Source organism: Achromobacter sp. K91 (assembly GCF_003576205.1).
Lineage (GTDB): Bacteria > Pseudomonadota > Gammaproteobacteria > Burkholderiales > Burkholderiaceae_B > Achromobacter > Achromobacter aegrifaciens.
The window spans coordinates 186313-205625 of sequence record NZ_QWFB01000026.1 but is presented as its reverse complement, the minus strand read 5'-3'; the positions used below and the strand labels follow the sequence as shown (position 1 = coordinate 205625).

Genomic DNA, 19313 nt, shown 5'->3' with positions numbered 1-19313 from the left:
CGCATGAAACTGATCCTGGAACGCCGCCCGGAGCCCAGCCGCCTGGCGCTGGCCCTGGCGCCCTTCGCGGCCATCGCCTTCACGCTGGCGGTCTGCACCCTGCTGGTGGCCTGGGCAGGCGCCCCCGTGGGCCGCACCTATGCCTTGCTGTTCGAAGGCGCGTTCGGCTCGCGCTTTGCGCTGTCCGAAACGCTGACCCGCGCCACTCCGCTGATGCTGACCGGCCTGGCCTGTGCAGTGGCATTCCGCGCGCGCTTCTACAACATCGGCGCCGAGGGCCAGCTATATCTGGGCGCACTGGCCGCGGTGGCGGTGGGCGGCCTGCATGACGGCACCGGCTTCGACCTGCCCGTGCCCGCGCTGTTTGCCGGCATGATGCTGGCGGCAGCCCTGGCCGGCGCCTTGCTGCTGCTGATCCCCGCCATTCTCAAGACCCGGCTGGGCGTGGATGAAGTGGTGACCACGCTGCTGGGCAACTTCATCGTGCTGCTGTTCGTGTCGATGATGCTGGACGGCCCCATGAAGGATCCCATGGCCATGGGCTGGCCGCAGTCCGTGGCGCTCAACGGCGACCTGGAGCTCGGCAAGCTGATCGAGCGCACCCGCGCCCATACCGGCCTCTTGTGGGCGGCCGGCCTGGCGCTGGGGCTGTGGCTGCTGAATCGCTATACCGTGTTCGGCTTCCAGATGCGCGCGGTCGGCGCCAACGCGCACGCCTCGCGCTTCCTGGGCTTGCCGGTGAACCGTGTGATGCTGGGCACCGCCATGCTGTCGGGCGCGCTGGCCGGCCTGGCCGGCGCGATCGAAGTAGCGGGCCGCACCGGCTACGTCACGCTCGACATGTCGCCGGGCTATGGCTACACCGGCGTGGTGGTCGCCATGCTGGCCGGCCTGCATCCGCTGGGCGTGATCCTGGCCAGCCTGTTCGTGGCCGGCATGCTGGTGGGCGCGGACAGCATGAGCCGCGCCATCGCGGTGCCGAACTACATCGCCGACGTCATCGTCGCCACTTCGTTGCTCGCCATGCTGGTCGCGACGCTATTTGCGCAGTACCGCCTGCGCCGCAACCGGGCCTGAGGAGCGCGCCATGGAATGGATGGATCTGATGAGCTCGTCGGCGTTCTGGGTGGCGGTGCTGCGCCTGGCGACGCCGCTGATACTGGGCACGCTCGGCGTGCTGCTGTGCGAGCGCGCGGGCGTGCTGAACCTGGGCATCGAAGGCATCATGGCCGCCGGCGCCTTCACCGGCTGGCTGGTGGTGTACCTGGGCGCGCCGCTCTACGTGGGCGTGCTTGCAGCCGCGTTTGCGGGCGCCGTGTTCGGCCTGCTGCACGCCGTGCTGACCGTGCCGCTGGGCCTGTCGCAGCACGTGTCCGGCCTGGGCGTGACGCTGCTGGCCACCAGCCTGAGCTACTTCGCGTACCGCGTCACGTTTCCCAGCGTGAACACGCCGCCCACGATCACGCCGTTTGCGGAAATGAAGTTCCTGGACGGCATTCCGCTCATCGGGCCGGTGCTGGCGGGGCAGACGCCCATGACCTTGCTGGCCCTGGCCGCGGTGCCGATACTGGCCTGGGTGCTGAACCGCACGCCCGTCGGCCTGGCGATCCGCATGGTGGGCGAAAACCCGGCCGCGGCCGAAGGGCAGGGCCTGTCGGTGACGCGCCTGCGCATGGGCGCCATCGTGGCAGGCTCCGCACTGATGGGCGTGGCCGGCAGCTTCCTGACGCTGGCGGCGTTCAACGCCTTCTTCTTCAACATGGTCAACGGCCGCGGCTGGGTTTGCGTGGCGCTGGTGGTGTTCGCGTCGTGGCGGCCCGGCAAGGCGCTGCTGGGCGCGCTGATCTTCGCCTTCTTCGACGCGCTGCAATTGCGCATGCAGCAAGGCGGCGCAGCGCTGCCCGGCCTGCCGGAGTTGCCGTACCAGGTCTATCTGATGCTGCCCTACGTCCTGTCCATCCTCGCCCTGGTGGTGATGGCGCGCCGCGCCGCCTACCCGCAAGCCCTGATGAAGCCCTACCGTAAAGGTGAGCGCTGAAGGTTGCGCGCAGTACCATGAACAACAGAAACCTTCCGCAAGGACTTCCATGCTCGATCTGATTCTTAGACACTGCACGCTGCCCGATGGCCGCCAGAACATCGACATTGGCATCGCCAATGGCCGTATCGTGGCGCTGGAACCGGCGCTGAAGGCCGAGGCCGCGCAGACCGTGGACGCGGCGGGCCAGCTGGTGGCGCCGCCTTTCGTCGACGCGCACTTCCATATGGACTCCACGCTGTCCTTCGGACTGCCGCGCGTGAATCAGTCCGGCACGCTGCTGGAAGGCATCGCGCTGTGGGGCGAGCTCAAGCCGCTGTTGACGCAGGAAGCGCTGGTCGAGCGCGCGCTGGCCTATTGCGACTGGGCCGTGGCGCGCGGCCTGCTGGCCATCCGCTCGCATGTGGACGTGTGCGATCCGCGCCTCCTGGCCACGGAAGCGTTGCTGCACGTGCGCGAGAAGGTCAAACCCTACCTGGACCTGCAACTGGTCGCCTTCCCGCAGGACGGCGTGTTGCGCGCCCCCGGCGCCCTGGACAACCTCAAGCGCGCGCTGGACATGGGCGTGGATGTGGTGGGCGGCATTCCGCACTTCGAACGCACCATGCAGGACGGCGCGGAATCGGTGCGCATCCTGTGCGAACTGGCGGCCGAACGCGGCCTGCGCGTGGACATGCACTGCGATGAAAGCGACGACCCGCTCTCGCGCCACATCGAGACGCTGGCGTACCACACGCAGCGCCTGGGCCTGCAAGGCCGCGTGACGGGTTCGCACCTGACGTCCATGCACTCCATGGACAACTACTACGTCTCCAAGCTGATTCCGCTGATGCGCGAAGCCGGCGTGTCCGCCATCGCCAACCCGCTGATCAACATCACGCTGCAAGGCCGCCACGACACCTATCCGAAGCGCCGCGGCATGACGCGCGTGCCCGAGCTGCTGGCCGCTGGCGTGCCCGTGGCTTTCGGCCATGACTGCGTGATGGACCCCTGGTACAGCCTGGGTTCGGGCGACATGCTGGAAGTGGCGCACATGGGCCTGCACGTGGCCCAGATGACGGGCCAGGACGCCATGCGCGCCTGTTTCGAAGCCGTCACCACCACGCCGGCCAGGATCCTGGGCCTGGACGAGACCGGCCTGGCCGTCGGCAAGCGCGCCGATCTGGTGCTGCTGCAGGCGCGCGACGCCGTCGAGGCGCTGCGCCTGCGCGCCACCCGCCTGATGGTGCTGCGCGCGGGGCAGGTAGTGGCGACCACGCCGCCCGCCACCGCCACCCTGAACCTGCCAGGCCGTCCGAGCCAGGTCAGCTTCCAGACGCCGGCCCGCTGAGCGCGTCGGGCGCGGCGCTCACACCGCCGCGCCTTACTTCAGCGGCATGCAGATACGCGTCTGCAATTGCGCCGGCGGCGTGGTGCGCGGGTCGTTCAGGTACTGCTCGAACATGGGAAAGTCCGCCGGCACCTCGCCGCTGGCCGGCAGCCATTGCGAGAACATCCAGTTGTAGGCCTTGTCCATCTCGTTATAGGGCCCGGTGTACGTCAGGATGGCGCAACGGCCTTCCGGAATCTCGAAGCGCTCCAGCTCGCCGCCCAGGTCGGCGTCCGGCGCCACCGACATGCCGGCCATGGACCGCAGCTGACTCGCAGGTACCTGCTCGGGGTCGTCGAAATACACGCCGTAGCCGATGGACTCCGGCTGCGCGATGCCGCGGCTGACGGCCAGCATGAAGGCGCGCGTGAACAGCGGGCCGATTTCCTGATAGCTGCCGCGATGCGACAGGACCGCCAGCGTCGCGCCCGGAAAGGTTTCGATCTTGATGGGATACATGCCTAGCTCCTGTGGGTCGAAGGGACGGGAGCGGACAGCCCGATAGCGCCCCGGCGATATGCCGAAGGTCGCGCCGAATGCCCGGTTGAACGCTGCGTCCGACTCATAGCCGGCGCGCTGCGCCACCTCGCGCAAGGAAGCCTCGGAATTCCCCAACGCCACCGCCGCGCGGTGCATGCGGATGCGCTGCACGGTGGCGTTCACCGTCTCTCCCATCATGGCGCGGTAGACGCGATGGAAGTGGTACGGCGACAGGCAGGCCAGCTCGGCCAGCCGGTACAGGTCCGGATCGGCGTCGGGGTGGCTCGCCAGCCAGCGCAGGACGGGTTCCAGGCGCTGGCCATAGTGGTTCAGGGTTGCAGGCTTCATGCGGTCTCCTTGGAGAGCAATGTAGCGGGCCGGCCTTTGCAGATTTTGCGCTTTTTGCCCGCCCCCGGGGCAGGAGGCCGTCAGCGTCCGATCTCCCGGTTCCAGCGCGCGTTGAACGCGGGCCGGGTCTCGTTGATCTGATCCCAGTTCGGTATCTTGGCGTTCGACATATAACCCTGGAATCGCTGCAGCGCGTCCGCGTGGCCCGCTGGCGCCAGCACATTGCGGTTGGACGGGAAATGCCCGCCCATCTCCAGCGCCTTCGCTTGCGCCTGCTCGGACAGCAGGTACAGCGCCAGCTTCTGCGACAGCTCCGGTTCGCTATTGCCGGCGACCACGCACTCGCCCACCATCAGGATCATCGAGCCCTCCCTGGGCTGCGCATATTCCACGTGCACGCCGCGCTTCTTCAGGCGGGTGATGGCCGTGGGTGTCCAGGGAAATAGCACCGCCTCGTCGGCCTGCACCATGTCGGCCAGGCGCGCCGAATCCGGCAGGTATGCACGCACGTTCGGGCCGACCACAGCCGGCCAGTGCGCGAAGCCCGGTCCATAGTTCTGATCGTCGCCGCCCAGGATGCGGTTGATCATCAGGAACGCGTGCAGACCGAAGGTGCTGCTCGAAGCCGACTGAACCACGACCTGGCCCCGGTACTTCGGATCGGCGAGGTCCATCCACGACGTCGGCGGCGCCCAGCCCCGCTCGGCGAACACCTTGGTGTTGTAGCCCAGGCCAGTCATGCCGATGTCGATGCCCGCGGCCATGCGGTCCTTCTTCAGGGCGGTGGGGTACAGCTCCTTCAGCACCGGATCTTCGTTGAGCTGCGTGCACAATCCCATGGAAATCGCGCGCGCCATGACGCCGTCGTCCAGGAACATGAGATGCAGCCGCGGCTTGCCCTTGTCGGCCTGGGCGCGCGCCAGCACCTCGGTCGACATGCCCGGCACCACCACGATCCTGACGTTGTGGGCGCGCTCGAAATCCGGAAATACGTACTGCGAGAACGCGCGCGCCATGTCGCCGCCGTTCATGCCCACGTACAGCGTGGTCTGCTGCGCCGCCGCCCCGGCCGACAACAGCACCGCCAGAGCCGCGCCCAGCAGCCGCCTGCCTGCGCCCAGGCGGCGCTGCCCATCTTGTTTATTACGCGTCATAGAGTCTCCTGCATGGGCTCATGCGACCTCGCCAACCGGCGCGTCAACGAAAAAAGCCTGGCACGCTACCGTATCCAGGCTTTTTCTCATGGGCCGCCGAACCGTTCAGTTCGGGTAGGTTCCGGGCAGCAGGATGCTGCGGTCGCCGGGCTCGATCGAGCGACGGCCGCACAGCGCCATCGTCGTATCCATTTCCTTGTACAGGATCTCCAGCACGCGGGTCACGCCGGCCTGGCCATAGGCCCCCAGGCCGTAAAGGAAGGCGCGGCCGATCATGGCGCCGCGCGCGCCCAGCGCCACGGCCTTCAGGATGTCCTGGCCGGAACGCACGCCGCCGTCCATCCACACTTCGATCTTCGAACCCACGGCGTCGGCGATCGAAGGCAGGGCGGCGATGGACGACATGGCGCCGTCAAGCTGGCGCCCGCCGTGGTTGCTGACGATGAGCGCGTCGGCGCCGCTATTGGCGGCCAGCTGCGCGTCCTCGACATCCAGGATGCCCTTGATGATGAGCTTGCCGCCCCAACGCTGCTTGATCCATTCGACGTCGTCCCAGCTCAGGCGCGGGTCGAATTGTTCGGCGGTCCATGCCGACAGGGAGGACAGGTCGCTCACGCCCTTGGCGTGGCCGACGATGTTGCCGAAGGTGCGGCGCTTGGTGCCCAGCATGCCCATGCACCAGCGCGGCTTGGTGGCCAGGTTGATGAGATTGCGCAGGGTGGGCTTGGGCGGAGTGGACAGGCCGTTCTTGATGTCCTTGTGGCGCTGGCCCAGGATCTGCAGGTCCAGCGTCAGCACCAGCGCCGAGCAGCCGGCGGCCTTGGCGCGGTCGATCAGGTTGGCGACGAACTCGCGGTCGCGCATCACGTAGAGCTGGAACCAGAAGGGTTTCTTGGTGGCCGCGGCCACGTCTTCCAGCGAACAGATGCTCATGGTGGACAGCGTGAAGGGCACGCCGAAGTCCGCCGCCGCCTTGGCCGCCAGGATTTCGCCGTCCGCATGCTGCATGCCGGTCAGGCCCGTGGGCGAGATCGCAAGCGGCATGGTCACGTCGTGGCCCACCATGGTGGTGCGCAGCGACCGGCCTTCCATGTTCACCGCCACGCGCTGGCGCAGCTTGATCTTCTGGAAATCGCTTTCGTTGGCACGGTAGGTGCCTTCGGTCCAGGCGCCGGAATCCGCGTAGTCGTAGAACATGCGCGGCACGCGCTTCTGCGCAATGGCGCGCAGATCTTCGATGCAGGTGATCGTAGAAAGGTTAGCGGTCATGGAGTGGTCTATGGAGTGTTGGGGCGCCAGCTGCGGCTAGTTATTCTTGGACGCCGGGCCGCCAGCTGCGGGCAGCTCCAGCGATTGCGCGGGCCTCCCAGGCCTCGCAACGCCGCCCAGTATACGCGCCGAGGCCGGCAAGCGTTGCTTGCCGGCCTCGTTCGCCCCCCTTATCGCAGGGACTCTTGCGGCCCCTGCGCCCCCCGTTATCGCGGCCAGACTTTGGACACGGCCCGGATCGTGGCCCAGGCCACCCAGCGTGGGCTGGTCAGCCGCGCGCCGGGCAGACGGCGCATCACGTCCACGGCCAGCCCGCCGCGCTTGTGCCACTGCTTCTTGCGGGTCTGGCTGTCGGTCCAGCGGCCCTCCAGCCACGGGAATTCGCGGCGGCCCGGCTTGTAGACCGGCGGCGTGTTGTAGATCAGGATGTAAGCCAGCCGCGGCGCCTGCGAGGTATTCGGCCCGGTGAAGTGCAGCGTGCGGGCGTCGTGCACCGTGATGCCGCCCGGGTCCAGGGGCTCCGGCACCGCCTGATCGCGCGGAAAATCGCCGCAGCATTCCAGCGGATGCAGGGTCTTGTCGCCGCCCGGCGAACGGTGCTCCAGCACATCCCATTTGTTGGAACCCGGAATGAACTGCATGCAGCCGTTTTCCGTGGTGGCCGGCTGCAGCGCCAGCCAGATGCTGAGTTCGTTGTAGATGAAGTCCGGCGAGCGGAAAGCCTCGTCCTGGTGCCACGGCGTTTCCGGTCCGTGCGGCCCCGGTTTGAGCAGAGCGTGCTCGCCATACAGGGCGGCCTCGGGGCCCAGCAGCTGGCGCGCCAGCTCCAGGGTGCGCTCGTGGTACTCGGTCTTCAAGAGGCCCGGGGCATAATGGCGTGGATCGTGCAGGCTGGGAAACTTGGCGGGTTTGGACGGGTCGTCACGGCTCACAAAGTCATACTGCGCACCCTCGTTGTAGCCGGTCTTGTTCGCGAACAGGTCGAGCAGCGTCCTGCGGATGTAACCCACCTCGTCCTGCGGGCACATGTCCTTCAGGGCCAGGTAACCCTGTTCCCTGTAGCGCGCTGTCTCAGCTTCCGACAACAAACTGGTCTCTTCCATAATGGCTTCTCCAAGCTCTGGTAACGGGTGTTCCCGCTGGCACGTTTTGACATGAGCTCTAACGTATCGCCAGGCGTCCCCCCGGCCTATAGATCATCCGCCGTAGTCACTAACGTCTACGTACATCGCCGAGCGCGGCGCCTCATCCAAGAGAGAATCGATGCAAGACCCTAAAGCCGATACCCATATCGAGACCGTGCACGTCACGATCACCGGCACCGTGCAGGGCGTGGGCTACCGCCACGCCACGGTCCGGCGCGCCCACATGCTGGGCGCCAAGGGCTGGGTGCAGAACCTGCCGAACGGCACGGTCGAAGCCATGGTGCAGGGCACCGCCGACCAGGTCGACCACATGCTGGAATGGCTGCGGCGCGGCCCCCCGGGCGCCAGCGTGCAGGAAATCACCACCCGCCGGGAGTACACCGATAAGCGTTACATCCGTTTCGAGCAGCTGTGAGGCCGTCGCCTCTGCTCGCCGTTATGGGCTAGTCTGGTCGGCCGATACGGACGCGAAAGGGAAAAAAGCGCCTGCCGGAAGGCTCAGCGCGTGCGCAGCCAGCGCCCGCCCAGCTGGTTGAAGAGCAGGCCGGCCAGCACGCAGGCCACGCCTACCCATTGCAGCGTCTCCAGGCGTTCGCCGAAGGCCACGGAAGCGGCCCATAGCCCCACCACGGGCACCAGCAACGAGAACGGTGCGATCTTGGCGGCGGCGTGGCGCGTGAGCAACTGCGTCCACAACGTGTAGGCCACCAAAGTGGCCAGCACCGCCAGGTACAACACCGACAGGATCTCTCCCCAGCCTATGTTCACGATCATGCCGACCACCGGCTGCCAGCCGTCGATCAGCACCGCCAGCAGCAGGAAAGGCAGCACCGGCGCGGCGCTGCTCCAGGCGATAAAGGCAAACGGGTCGTAGCCGGGCGACTTGCGGCTGGCCAGGCGCACGATTATGTTCGACACGGCCCACATGAACGCGCCGCCCAGCGTCAGCACGAAGCCCGCCATGGTCATCTGGCCCGGCCCTTCGCCGCGGCCGCCGGCGATGACCGCCAGCCCCAGCGCCGCCACGCCCAGCCCGATCCAGTGGTGGCGCTGCGCGCGCTCATGCAGGATGGGCGCGGCCAGCAGCAGCGTGAAGAAGGCCTGCGTCTGGATCACCAGCGAAGCCATGCCGGCCGGCATGCCGAACTTCAAGGCGGTGAACAGCAGTCCGAACTGGCCCAGGCCCTGGACCAATCCATACGCCGCGACCCAGCGCCACGGCAGCCTGGGCGCACGCACGAAGAGAATCAGGGGAAAGGCCGCCAGCGCGAATCTCAGGGCGCCCAGGAGCATGGGGGAGAGGCCCCGCATGCCGACTTTCATGGCGACGAAGTTGGTGCCCCAGATGACCACGACCGCCAGTGCGCAGAAATAGTCTTTTCGGGAAAGATGGGTCGTGGTCATGCGGCATTATCGCATCGCGACACCGCTGCTGAACGGAGCAGATCAGCCTGCGTTCAGCACCGTTTCGAAGGCCTGCACAGCCGCGTCGATGTCGGCGTCGCCGATGTGGCGGTGAGTCACGCAGCGCAGCCGCGTGCGGCCCCAGGGACGCACCAGCAAGCCCGCCGCCTGCAGGGCAGCCACCCACTCCGTGTTGCTCCTGCCCGTGTCGGCGGTTTCCACCTGCACGATGTTGGTCTGCGGTTCGGTGGCCGAAAGAGCCGGTCCCAGGCGGTTCACGCCCGCGCTCAGGCGGCGGGCGCGGACGTGGTCCTCCGCCAGCCGCCCGGTCATGGTCTGAACGCCTTCCAGGCCAGCCGCGGCCATGATGCCCGACTGGCGCTGCGTGCCGCCCAGCATGCGGCGCAGCACGCGCGCGCGGGCCATGACCGACTGGCTGCCGGCCAACACAGCGCCCACCGGCGCGCTCAGGCCCTTGGACAGGCACAGGGACACGGTATCGGCATGGCAGGCGATCTCGCCCGCCGCCACGCCCAGGGCCACGGCCGCGTTGTAAAGCCGCGCGCCATCCAGGTGCACCGGCACGCCTGCGGCACGCGCCAGGCCATGGACCGCCTGCATGTGATCAAGCGGCAGCACCGCGCCGGCCGCATTGTTGTGCGAGGTCTCCATCGTCACCAGCGCCGTCTTCAACCGGTGGCCGCCAGCCAGCAAAGCGTCCTCCAGGCGGTTCAGGTCCATGGCGCCATCAGAACCGGGCAGACCCAGGTAGAACGAGCCGGTGAACGTGGCCGCGCCGCGTTCGGACGTGTACATGTGGGCGGCCGACTCCAGCACCACCTGCTCATTACGCTGCGTCTGCGCCAGCACCGCCAGCAGGTTGGCCATGGTGCAGCTGGGCACGAACAGCCCGCCTTCTTTGCCCAACTGCGCGGCCACATACGCCTCGAGCTCGCGTACGGTAGGGTCGCCATCCAGGCCGTCATCGCCGATGGGTGCGGTGCGCATGCGTTCATACATGGCCGCGGTGGGATGGGTGACCGTGTCGCTGCGCAGGTCGACGGGTGCGCGGGCGGCGGCGGAGGAGGTCTGGGTCATGGCTGTCAGTGCTGCAGGATTTTGGAAAGAAACTGGCGCGTGCGCGGCGCACGCTCCTCTACATCGCCGAAGAACTGCTCCTTGTCGCAGTCTTCCACGATCTTGCCGCCGTCCATGAAGATCACACGGTCGGCGACGCGGCGGGCGAATCCCATTTCGTGGGTCACCACCATCATCGTCATGCCTTCGGCGGCCAGGTCGGTCATCACGTCCAGCACTTCGTTGACCATCTCCGGATCCAGCGCCGAAGTCGGCTCGTCGAACAGCATCACCACCGGGTCCATAGACAGCGCGCGCGCGATCGCCACGCGCTGCTGCTGGCCGCCCGACAGCTCGCCGGGGTGCTTGTCCTTGTGCGCCGACAGGCCCACGCGCTCCAGCAGGGCCAGCGCGCGCTGGCGGGCTTCGTCCTTGCCGCGCTTGAGCACCTTGAGCTGGCCCAGGCACAGGTTCTCCGTCACCGACAGGTGCGGGAACAGCTCGAAATGCTGGAACACCATGCCGGCCACCGCGCGCAGCTTGGGCAGGTTGGTACGCGGATCGCCCACCGAAATGCCGTTGACCTGGATCTCGCCCTTCTGGAAGGGCTCCAGCGCGTTCACGGTCTTGATCAGCGTGGACTTGCCCGAACCCGACGGCCCGCACACCACCACGACTTCGCCGCGGCCCACGGTGGTCGAGCAATCGTCCAGCACCTGGAAATCGCCATACCACTTGCTGACCTGCTTGATCGCTATCATCGGGGGCTTGGAAGAGAGTTGCATTGTTGAAACCTGTGGATAACTGGAAGCGCTGCGCTAGCGCAGCACCCGCGTGCGCTTTTCCAGCAACTTGACCAGGCGGGACGCCGTGAAGCAGATCACGAAATACACCACCGCCACGAATAGATAGAGCTCCACCAGACGGCCGTCGCGCTGACCGATCTTGGCCGCCGCGCCGAGGAAGTCGGTGAGAGACAGCACATACACCAGCGAGGTGTCCTGGAACAGGATGATGATGCGGGTCAACAGCGCGGGCAGCATGTTGCGGAACGCCTGCGGCAAAACCACGTAGCGCATGCCCTGCCAGTGGTTCAGCCCCAGCGCCATGCTGGCCGACACCTGGCCGCGCGCGATGGACTGGATGCCCGCGCGCATGATTTCGCAGAAGTACGCGGCCTCGAACAAGGTGAAGGTGATCACCGCCGAATTGAACGCCCCCACGCGCAGCGGTGTGGGCGACCCCACCACCCAGGCGGCGATGTAGGGCATCAGGAAGTAGAACCAGAAGATCACCAGCAGAAGCGGGATCGAGCGCATCACGTTCACGTAGATGCCCGCCGGCACCGACAGGATCTTGAAGCGCGACAGCCGCATCATGGCCAGCAGCGTGCCCAGCGCCAGGCCCATCACGCCCGCCAGCGCGGTCAGCGTCAGCGTGAAGGTCATGCCCGTCTTGAACAGATAGGGCAGCGCCGCCCAGATCACGTCGAAATCGAATTTGCCCATGGTGTCGTCCTAGGGCCTTTTCGCCGAACCGATCAGTCCGGGCACCGCAACATGGCGTTCGAGCAGGCGCATGCCCAGCACCACCACGCCGTTGATGATCAGGTAGATCACCGTGGCGGCGGAAAACGCCTCGAAGATGTGAAAGCTGAATTCCGCCATTGAGCGCGCCTGGCCGGTCAGCTCCAAGAGCCCTATCGTCAGCGCCACCGACGAATACTTGATGGTGCCCATGAACTCGGAGGTCAGGGGCGGCAGCACGATGCGGAAGGCTTCCGGCAGGATGATGTAGCGATACACCTGCGCCTCGGTCAGGCCCAGCGCCGTGCCCGCCTGGAACTGGCCGCGCGGCAGCGACTGTATGCCCGCGCGCAGCTGCTCGGCCACGCGCGCCGATCCATAGAACCCCAGGCACAGCACCGCGGGAACGAACTGGCCCCAGGGTTGCGGCATCTGCTTCATGGCCAGGCCCCAGGCATGCGGCAGCAATTCGGGCAACACGAAGTACCACAGGAACATCTGCACCAGCAGCGGGATGTTGCGAAACACCTCCACATAGGTCGCGCCCAGCGCATTCATCAGGCGGGAGCTGGCGGTGCGCATCACGCCCAGCACTGATCCCAGCAATAGCGAGAACACCCACGCCGTCAGGGCCAGCGCCAAGGTCCAGCCCACGCCGATGAAGATCGTCTCCAGAAAGGTATGCACGCCGTCCGGCGACATATCCAGGAAGACGCTCCAGCTCCAGTTGTAATTCATGCCCCGTCCCTTGATGGCGATGCCCGCCGCGCCTGGCGGCCGGCGTCCTTGCTAGCAAGCCGCGGGACGCCAGGCGTCCCGCGCACAGCCTGCTTACTCGTACGCCTTGGGATCGCCGGAATCGGTCGGATTGGCCAGCGCGCGCTTGAGCGCATCGCTCATCGGGTACTTCAGGTTGATCTGCTTGGGCGGGATCGGCGCATTGAAATACTTGTCGTAGATCGCGGCCACCTTGCCTGTCTTGATCAGGTCGCGCACGGCATCGTCCACCACCTTCTTGAAGGCCGGGTCATCCTTGGGTTCCATGATGCCGTAGGGCGCCATTTCCAGGCCCTTGGTGCCGATCACGAAGGCGTCGGGATTCTTCGACGAAGCCACCGCGCCATAAGCGATGCCGTCGTCGTTGGCCGAGCCCGCGGCGCGGCCGGATTCCACCATCAGGATGGTTTCGGCGGTGTCCTTGGTCGGCGCCATGGTGATACCCAGGTTGCCCTTGGCGTTCAGCTGCGAGATCAGCCGGAAGGTCTGGCCGCCGGCCTGCGCGGCGATGGATTTGCCGCGGAAGGACTCCAGGTTGTTGGGATCCACGCCGCCGTCCTTGCGCGCCACCAGCACCACCTGCGCCACGAAGGTCGTAGGCGCGAAAGACACCAGCTTATGGCGTTCGAGGTTATTGGTGGTGTTGCCGCATTCCAGGTCGATGGTGCCGTTGGCCAGCAACGGAATGCGCGTGGCGGAAGTCGTCGGGTTGTAGCGCACTTCCAGCTTGGGCAGCTTCAGGGCGGCCTTCACGTACTGGGCGACTTCCTGGCAGATCTCCACTGTGTAACCGATCGGCTTCTGGTTGCCGTCCAGATAGGCGAATGGGACCGAGGTCTCCGGATGGCCCAGCGTGATCACGCCGGTTTCCTTGATCTTGTCCAGGCGGCTGGGGCCTTCGGCGTGGGCGGTTGCGGCGCTGCCCAGGAAGGCCGCGGCGACGGAGATCGCAGCAAGTGCTTTCATCTGATTCCCTTGGCGCCGTTCGAGCGGCGCATGTTTATGTTCACGATCGACGGCGCCAGCCAGGCCGACAGCCGCCTCGTCCCGCGATGAGCCCCGCGGCTGGCGAAAAGTATCAACTAGCGGTATGGTTTTATCCAGTTCCAATCGAGTATTCCTCTATACGGATTTGACATGGCCATTCCACGGATGGGCTTGAGACACATCGAGGCGTTCCGCGCCGTGATGATGACCGGCTCCATGACCGCCGCCGCACGGCGCGTGCACACCTCGCAGCCGCACGTTAGCCGCTTAATTGCGCAATTGGAAGCCATTACCCAGTTCGCCTTGTTCGACCGCAATGGCAGCCGCCTGACCCCGACGCAGGACGGGTCGCGCTTCTTCCAGGAAGTGGAAAAGACCTTCATCGGCCTGGCCGGCCTGGAATCGGCGGCGGCCAGCATCCGCTCGTTCAGCGCCAGCCGCCTGAGCGTGGCCGCCATGCCGCGGCTGGCAGGCGGGCTGCTGGCGCGCATCGTCGCGGCCTTCAAGACGGAATACCCGGACGTGATGGTGTCCATCCATTCCGGCAACGCCAGCACGGTGCACAACTGGATCAGTTCGGGGTTCTGCGACACGGGCCTGGCCATGCTGTCGGGAGATTCTCCCGGCATCCAGGTCGAACCGGTATTGACCATGAGCTGCGTCGCGGTGGTACCCAAGGGCCATCGCCTGACCAAGCTGAAAAAGCTCAAGCCCGCGGACTTCGCCGGCGAGCCTTTCGTGGCCTTCACCAGCGGCACGCCGCTGCGTGAGAAAATCGACGCCGTGTTCAGGACAGCCAAGGTCGAACGCCAGACCGTCGCCGAGGCCGGCCTGGGTTCGTCGATCTGCGCCCTGGTCGGCGCAGGATTGGGCGTGGCGCTCATCAACCCGCTGGCCGCGCGCGAGGAATACGCCGCCCACAACGTCGAAATCCGCCCCTTCAGCCCCGCCGTGCCGGTGACGGTGGCGCTGCTGTACCCGCCGTACCATACGCGCACACGGCTGGTCAGCGTGTTTTCACGTTATGCGCACCAGCTCATGCAGGAAGAGATGGGGGATCTGAAGGCGCGGCCGGGGCGGTGACGCCGCGCGCTGGTGCCATCAGCGCTCTGCGGCCCCTTGCTCCAGATAGCGTTGGGCCTCGCCCGACTGCTTCAGCGCCTCCCACTGCGCCAGCGTCAGCTGAGGCATCTGGAAAGCCGCCTGCGGCCGGCAATACCAGCCGGGGTTGTGCAGCCGCGCCAGCAAGTCCATCGCGGGGCCATCCAGATAGAGATGCTCGCGGTCCGCCACCACGTCATCGCGCACGTGCATGGCCGCGACCTGCGCCACGATCAGGCTGCGGCGGTCGATGCGCATCAGTTCATGCACGCGGCACTCGAACGCCACAGGCGACTGCGCCACCCAGGGCACTTCGATGCGCCGCGACGGCGACAGCTCCAGGCCAGCCTCCCGGGACTCGTCCACGTCCGCCGGAAAATCCACCGCCGTCACGTTCATCCGGCCAGCCTGCGGGGCGGATACCAGACTCACGGTGAACTCGCCGCGTTCGGCGATGTTGCGCGCGGTGTCCTTGGGCGTGTCGCCGCGCACGCCGATGCCGACGCAGATCAGCGGCGGATCGCCCGACATCAGGTTAAAAAACGAGAACGGCGCCACGTTCGTCGTCCCTGCGGCGTCGCGCGACACGATCCAGGCGATGGGCCGCGGCACGATCACCGCGGTCAGCAGCTTGTAGCGCGCCGGGCCCGCCAGGTCATTCAGATCGATGAACATGGCTTATCCCCAGCCCCTCAGTCCCGGCCCTGCGACGGCGCAGCGCCTTGCGCGGCCTTCGCGTCGGCAAAGGCGCGGTCGCTGCGCTTGCAACGGCAGCGGCCGATCTGATGCAGCTCGATCAGGTTGCCCACCGGGTCGCGCAGGAACAGCTGCATGAGCTCGGGCGCGGCCACGTTGTCCAGCTTCCAATAGTCCACCGCAAGGCGCTGCAGTTCCGTCTCGGCCGCCGCGATATCGCGCACGGCCAGCGCCACGTGGTTTTCCACAGGATCACAGCCCGGGCCCTGGGAGTAGGGCGACGGGCCGTCGCTGCCCAGCAGGTGGATCTGGCAGTCGTTGCCCATGTCCAGGAAGTACCCGGCGATGCCCGGAATCTCCCAGCGGCCACGGTCCGTGTCCAGTCCCAGCACGTCTCCGTAGAACGCGCCCATGGCCGCGACCTTGTCCAGCGACATGCGCACGGCGTGATGATGCAGTTCCAGAACTTCCAGCGCCATTTGTCTCTCCTCGTTTCTCATACGGCCTGCGCCCACGCGCGGCCACGGCTCGAATGTTGGTCCCGGACGGGATGCCGGGGAATGCCGTCTGGCGCAATCCAGAAGTGCAGCAGACGCAACCCTGAAACGCCCGCCCGGTTTGCCCGCCGCGCTATGCTTGGTCACATGAAACCGCTAGACCTGAATCTGCTATTGACCCTGGACGTTCTGATCCAGGAAGGCAGCGTCGTCGGCGCGGCGCGCCGGCTGAACCTGAGCACTCCCGCCATGAGCCGCAGCCTGGCGCGCATCCGCGAAGCCGTCGGCGACCCCGTGCTGGTACGCTCCGGCCGCGGCCTCGCGCCCACGCCTCGGGCGCTGGCCCTGCACGCGCAGGTGCGCCATGTGATCGAACAGGCGCAGGCCGTCTTCACGGCCTTCGGCGAGGACGTCAATCTGGCGACCCTGACGCGCGTCTTTACCTTGCGCGCCAACGATGTGTTCGTGGGCGGCTACGGCGGCCGGCTGCGCGAGCACCTGCGCCGCTACGCGCCCCGCGCCGTGCTGCGCTTCGTCTCCGAAGGCAATCACGACGCCGACGCGCTCAGCGGCGATGCCGACCTCTATATCGGTTCTTCCCAGAAGTTCGGCGCCGACATCAAGGTGCAGACCCTGTTCACCACCGCCTTCTGCGGACTGGCGCGCAAGGAACACCCGATCTTCAAGGCGCCCATCACTCCGCAGCGCTTCTGCGCCTACGACCACGTCAGCGTCTCGCGCCGGGGACGTGCGCACGGACCAATAGACGACACCCTGGAAGAACTGGGACTGGCGCGCCACGTCACGCTGATCACGCCCACCTTCCACGCCGCGATCTTCGCGCTGGCCGATTCCGACCTGGTGCTGCCGTCCATGCCCCAGAACCTGATGCCCGGCGTCGAACGCCTGGGCCTGAAGCTGAGCGCCTTCGAGGTGCCGGTGCCCATGCGCCCGGTCACCGTGGTGCAGGCCTGGCCGCCGCGGCTGGACAGCGACCCCGCCCACCGCTGGCTAAGGCAGACGATCAAGCAGGTTTGCGGCACGCCGCCGGATGCGGCGGCCGCCGCCTAGCAGCCGCTCAGGCTCCGGGCGCTGGCGGGCTTCGATTCCCGCAAATCCAGCCACGCCACCAGCAACAACCCGCCGGCCAACCCCAGGTGTTCAAAGAACGAGTTGGCCGCCATGAAGCGTTCCTGCCCCACCGGCATCTCCCAGAATCTCAGCGCGATCCCGGTCGCCACCAGCGTGAAGGCGGCCAGTGCCAGCGCACCCAGCCATCGCAACCGGCCCGTCAGGATCATGAGCGAAGCGACCAGTTCCAGCGCAATCACCAGCACCGCGAACAAGGGCTCGGGCGACAGCCCGAAATGCGCCATTTCGCGCAGCGCCCCCGGAAAATCGAAGAGCTTCACCAGCCCGCCCTGCAGGTAGGCGGCGCATAGCCCCAGATAGGCCAGGAACCGCAGCGCCGAGGAGCCGAACAGCGGGCGGGCCAAGCCGGCCAGCCGACGTTCCCATTGGAAAACAGCGCTCATGGCCAACCTCCTCAGACAGCCCAGCAGGAGCAGCCCAGCGCGCCGAAGAAGCCCTGCAGATCGGAGCTGGGCGCATTGGATGCCCATGCGCGGGCATGGTCGTGTCCATGCAGGCCGCAAGAGCTGGCGCACGCGCAGGCCGCCATGTTGCGGTAGCCCAGCGAATTACGGCCGGCGCCGTCAGGATCGCCCCAGGCGCCATAGCCGCCGAACAGCCGGGTAGGCGACCAGTCGGGCATGGCGGGCGGCAGCGGGTTGTCGTCCAGCGGCGCGAACTCTCCCGCGCCGTAGACCACGCGCCCGCCCACCACGGTCAGGTCCGAGGTCAGGAAGGAGATCTCGTCCTCGGTGCAGCTGAAGTAGTCCTTGTCCGGCACGATGAAGTCGGCCAGCTGGCCGGGTTCGATGCGGCCGCGCTTGCCTTCCTCGTTGGAGAACCAGGCCACGTTCTCGGTCCACATGCGCAGCGCGGTCTCGCGGTCCAGGCAGTTGCGCGCAGGGTAGAGGCGGGTGCCGCCCACGGTCTTGCCGGTGACCATCCAGGACAAGGACACCCAGGGGTTGTAGGACGCGACGCGGGTCGCATCGGTGCCGGCCGAGACCTTCACGCCGCGCTGCAGGATCTTGGCGACAGGCGGCGTGGCTTCGGCGGCCTTTGCGCCATAGCGTTCGATGAAGTACTCGCCCTGGTAGGCCATGCGGTGCTGCACGGCAATGCCGCCGCCCAGCGCGGCAATGCGGTCGATCGATTTGTCGGAGATGGTTTCGGCGTGGTCGAAGAACCAGTTCAGCCCGGTCAGCGGCGTATCGCGATGCACTTTCTCGAACACGTCCAGCGCGCGCGAGATGGTCTCGTCGTAGGTGGCGTGCAAGCGCCATGGCCACTTGTTCTGCACCAGCACGCGCACGACCTCTTCCAGTTCGCCTTCCATCTCGGGCGGCATGTCCGGACGCTCGACGCGGAAGTCCTCGAAGTCGGCTGCCGAGAACACCAGCATTTCACCCGCGCCGTTGTGGCGGAAGTAGTCGCTGCCCTGCTTGTACTTCACGCTCGACGTCCAGTTAAGAAAGTCCTCCTTTTCCTGCTTGGGCTTTTGCGTGAAGAGGTTATAGGCCAAGCGCACCGTCATCTGGTTCTCGTCGGCCAGCTTCTGGATCACGGCGTAGTCGTCCGGATAGTTCTGGAAGCCGCCGCCCGCATCGATCACGCCGGTCACGCCCAACCGGTTCAGCTCGCGCATGAAGTGGCGCGTGGAGTTGACCTGGTAGTCGAAGGGAAGCTTGGGACCCTTGGCCAGCGTGGCGTACAGGATGGTCGCGTTGGGTTTGGCCAGCAGCAGCCCCGTGGGATTGCCCTGGCCATCGCGCATGATCTCGCCGCCCGGCGGATTGGGCGTGGTCTTGGTATAGCCCACCGCGCGCAGCGCAGCGCCGTTGAGCAGCGCGCGGTCATACAGGTGCAGGATGAACACCGGAGTGTCGGGCGCGATGGCGTTGATCTCTTCGATCGTGGGCAGGCGCTTCTCGGCGAACTGATGCTCGGTGAAGCCGCCCACCACGCGCACCCATTGCGGCGCGGGCGTGATCGCGACCTGGCGCTTCAACATGGCCATGGCGTCGGCCAGCGAGCGCACGCCGTCCCAGCGCAGCTCCATGTTGTAGTTCAGGCCGCCACGCACCACGTGGGTGTGATTGTCGAACAGGCCAGGCAAGGCCGCGCGGCGCTTCAGGTCGACGACCCGCGTGCCGGCGCCGGCCAGCGCCATGACTTCGGCATCGGAACCAACAGCCACGAAGCGGCCGTTCTTGATCGCGACGGCGCTGGCCTGTGGCTTGCTGCGGTCCAGCGTGGTGATGCGGCCATTGTGGAAAATGACGTCCGGCGTGGCGTTGGACATGTTGGGGTCTCC

The 19313-nt window shown here is 66.7% G+C and carries 20 protein-coding genes; 6 read left to right on the top strand and 14 right to left on the bottom strand.

From position 1 onward, the window contains the following. Positions 1-3: 3 nt before the first annotated feature. The 3 genes from DXK93_RS08145 to DXK93_RS08135 are packed head-to-tail and all read left to right on the top strand — an operon-like array spanning position 4 to position 3368. Entirely contained in the window at positions 4-1077 is a 1074-nt protein-coding gene (locus DXK93_RS08145) for an ABC transporter permease (protein WP_054455738.1), read from the top strand. 10 nt (positions 1078-1087) lie between these two features. Next, positions 1088-2038 (top strand): ABC transporter permease, encoded by a 951-nt coding sequence (locus tag DXK93_RS08140; protein ID WP_054455740.1) that lies wholly within the window; start codon positions 1088-1090, stop codon positions 2036-2038. A gap of 49 nt (positions 2039-2087) precedes the next feature. Then, complete coding sequence (locus DXK93_RS08135) at positions 2088-3368, top strand: amidohydrolase family protein (RefSeq protein WP_054455742.1); 1281 nt, start codon at positions 2088-2090, stop codon at positions 3366-3368. A gap of 33 nt (positions 3369-3401) precedes the next feature. Here the strand turns inward: DXK93_RS08135 and DXK93_RS08130 are convergent, their stop codons facing one another. From DXK93_RS08130 to DXK93_RS08115, 4 genes are all read right to left on the bottom strand, one after another. Continuing rightward, the gene (locus DXK93_RS08130) at positions 3402-4235 is read right to left on the bottom strand and encodes a GyrI-like domain-containing protein (RefSeq protein ID WP_119449788.1); all 834 of its coding nucleotides are present in this window, start codon (positions 4233-4235) and stop codon (positions 3402-3404) included. A gap of 80 nt (positions 4236-4315) precedes the next feature. Continuing rightward, positions 4316-5389 carry an extracellular solute-binding protein gene (locus DXK93_RS08125; protein ID WP_119449787.1) on the bottom strand — a complete coding sequence of 358 codons (1074 nt, stop codon included), beginning with the start codon at positions 5387-5389 and terminating at the stop codon, positions 4316-4318. A gap of 105 nt (positions 5390-5494) precedes the next feature. Continuing rightward, positions 5495-6658 (bottom strand): alpha-hydroxy acid oxidase, encoded by a 1164-nt coding sequence (locus tag DXK93_RS08120; RefSeq protein WP_054455749.1) that lies wholly within the window; start codon positions 6656-6658, stop codon positions 5495-5497. A gap of 206 nt (positions 6659-6864) precedes the next feature. After that, positions 6865-7761, bottom strand: coding sequence for a phytanoyl-CoA dioxygenase family protein (locus DXK93_RS08115; RefSeq protein WP_054455751.1), 897 nt, complete (start codon positions 7759-7761; stop codon positions 6865-6867). A 160-nt stretch (positions 7762-7921) separates the two neighbouring features. On the opposite strand from DXK93_RS08115, the gene DXK93_RS08110 reads away from it, so the two are divergent. Further along, on the top strand, positions 7922-8218 hold the full coding sequence (locus tag DXK93_RS08110; RefSeq protein WP_054455753.1) for an acylphosphatase: 297 nt from the start codon (positions 7922-7924) through the stop codon (positions 8216-8218). A gap of 83 nt (positions 8219-8301) precedes the next feature. On the opposite strand, the gene DXK93_RS08105 is transcribed toward DXK93_RS08110, so the two are convergent. The 6 genes from DXK93_RS08105 to DXK93_RS08080 all read right to left on the bottom strand — a co-directional run bounded on the left by DXK93_RS08105 (position 8302) and on the right by DXK93_RS08080 (position 13553). Next, complete coding sequence (locus DXK93_RS08105; protein ID WP_054455755.1) at positions 8302-9207, bottom strand: EamA family transporter; 906 nt, start codon at positions 9205-9207, stop codon at positions 8302-8304. A 42-nt stretch (positions 9208-9249) separates the two neighbouring features. After that, positions 9250-10305, bottom strand: a complete 1056-nt coding sequence (locus DXK93_RS08100; protein ID WP_054455757.1) for a low specificity L-threonine aldolase — start codon at positions 10303-10305, stop codon at positions 9250-9252. Between the two features lie 5 nt (positions 10306-10310). Next, positions 10311-11045, bottom strand: a complete 735-nt coding sequence (locus DXK93_RS08095) for an amino acid ABC transporter ATP-binding protein (protein ID WP_041652034.1) — start codon at positions 11043-11045, stop codon at positions 10311-10313. Between the two features lie 57 nt (positions 11046-11102). Beyond that, positions 11103-11792, bottom strand: coding sequence for an amino acid ABC transporter permease (locus tag DXK93_RS08090; protein WP_054455759.1), 690 nt, complete (start codon positions 11790-11792; stop codon positions 11103-11105). Positions 11793-11801: 9 nt separating this feature from the next. Then, positions 11802-12548: an amino acid ABC transporter permease gene (locus DXK93_RS08085; RefSeq protein ID WP_054455762.1), complete on the bottom strand. Its 747-nt coding sequence runs from the start codon at positions 12546-12548 to the stop codon at positions 11802-11804. A gap of 93 nt (positions 12549-12641) precedes the next feature. Beyond that, entirely contained in the window at positions 12642-13553 is a 912-nt protein-coding gene (locus DXK93_RS08080) for an amino acid ABC transporter substrate-binding protein (protein ID WP_054455764.1), read from the bottom strand. Positions 13554-13724: 171 nt separating this feature from the next. On the opposite strand from DXK93_RS08080, the gene DXK93_RS08075 reads away from it, so the two are divergent. Further along, a complete protein-coding gene (locus DXK93_RS08075) occupies positions 13725-14657 on the top strand; it encodes a LysR substrate-binding domain-containing protein (RefSeq protein WP_082401101.1) in 933 nt (310 codons plus the stop codon). An 18-nt stretch (positions 14658-14675) separates the two neighbouring features. Here DXK93_RS08075 and DXK93_RS08070 read toward each other — a convergent pair whose 3' ends face one another. Both DXK93_RS08070 and DXK93_RS08065 read right to left on the bottom strand, forming a co-directional pair. Continuing rightward, positions 14676-15350, bottom strand: a complete 675-nt coding sequence (locus DXK93_RS08070; protein ID WP_119449786.1) for a flavin reductase family protein — start codon at positions 15348-15350, stop codon at positions 14676-14678. A gap of 17 nt (positions 15351-15367) precedes the next feature. Further along, positions 15368-15850 (bottom strand): VOC family protein, encoded by a 483-nt coding sequence (locus DXK93_RS08065; RefSeq protein WP_054455770.1) that lies wholly within the window; start codon positions 15848-15850, stop codon positions 15368-15370. A 165-nt stretch (positions 15851-16015) separates the two neighbouring features. On the opposite strand from DXK93_RS08065, the gene DXK93_RS08060 reads away from it, so the two are divergent. Next, positions 16016-16939, top strand: coding sequence for a LysR family transcriptional regulator (locus tag DXK93_RS08060; protein WP_054455772.1), 924 nt, complete (start codon positions 16016-16018; stop codon positions 16937-16939). Here the strand turns inward: DXK93_RS08060 and DXK93_RS08055 are convergent. Next, complete coding sequence (locus DXK93_RS08055) at positions 16936-17403, bottom strand: DoxX family protein (RefSeq protein ID WP_119449785.1); 468 nt, start codon at positions 17401-17403, stop codon at positions 16936-16938. The two genes, DXK93_RS08060 and DXK93_RS08055, sit on opposite strands and share 4 nt — an antisense overlap. An 11-nt stretch (positions 17404-17414) precedes the next feature. Further along, entirely contained in the window at positions 17415-19301 is a 1887-nt protein-coding gene (locus DXK93_RS08050; RefSeq protein WP_054455776.1) for an amidohydrolase, read from the bottom strand. Between the last annotated feature and the right edge of the window lie 12 nt (positions 19302-19313).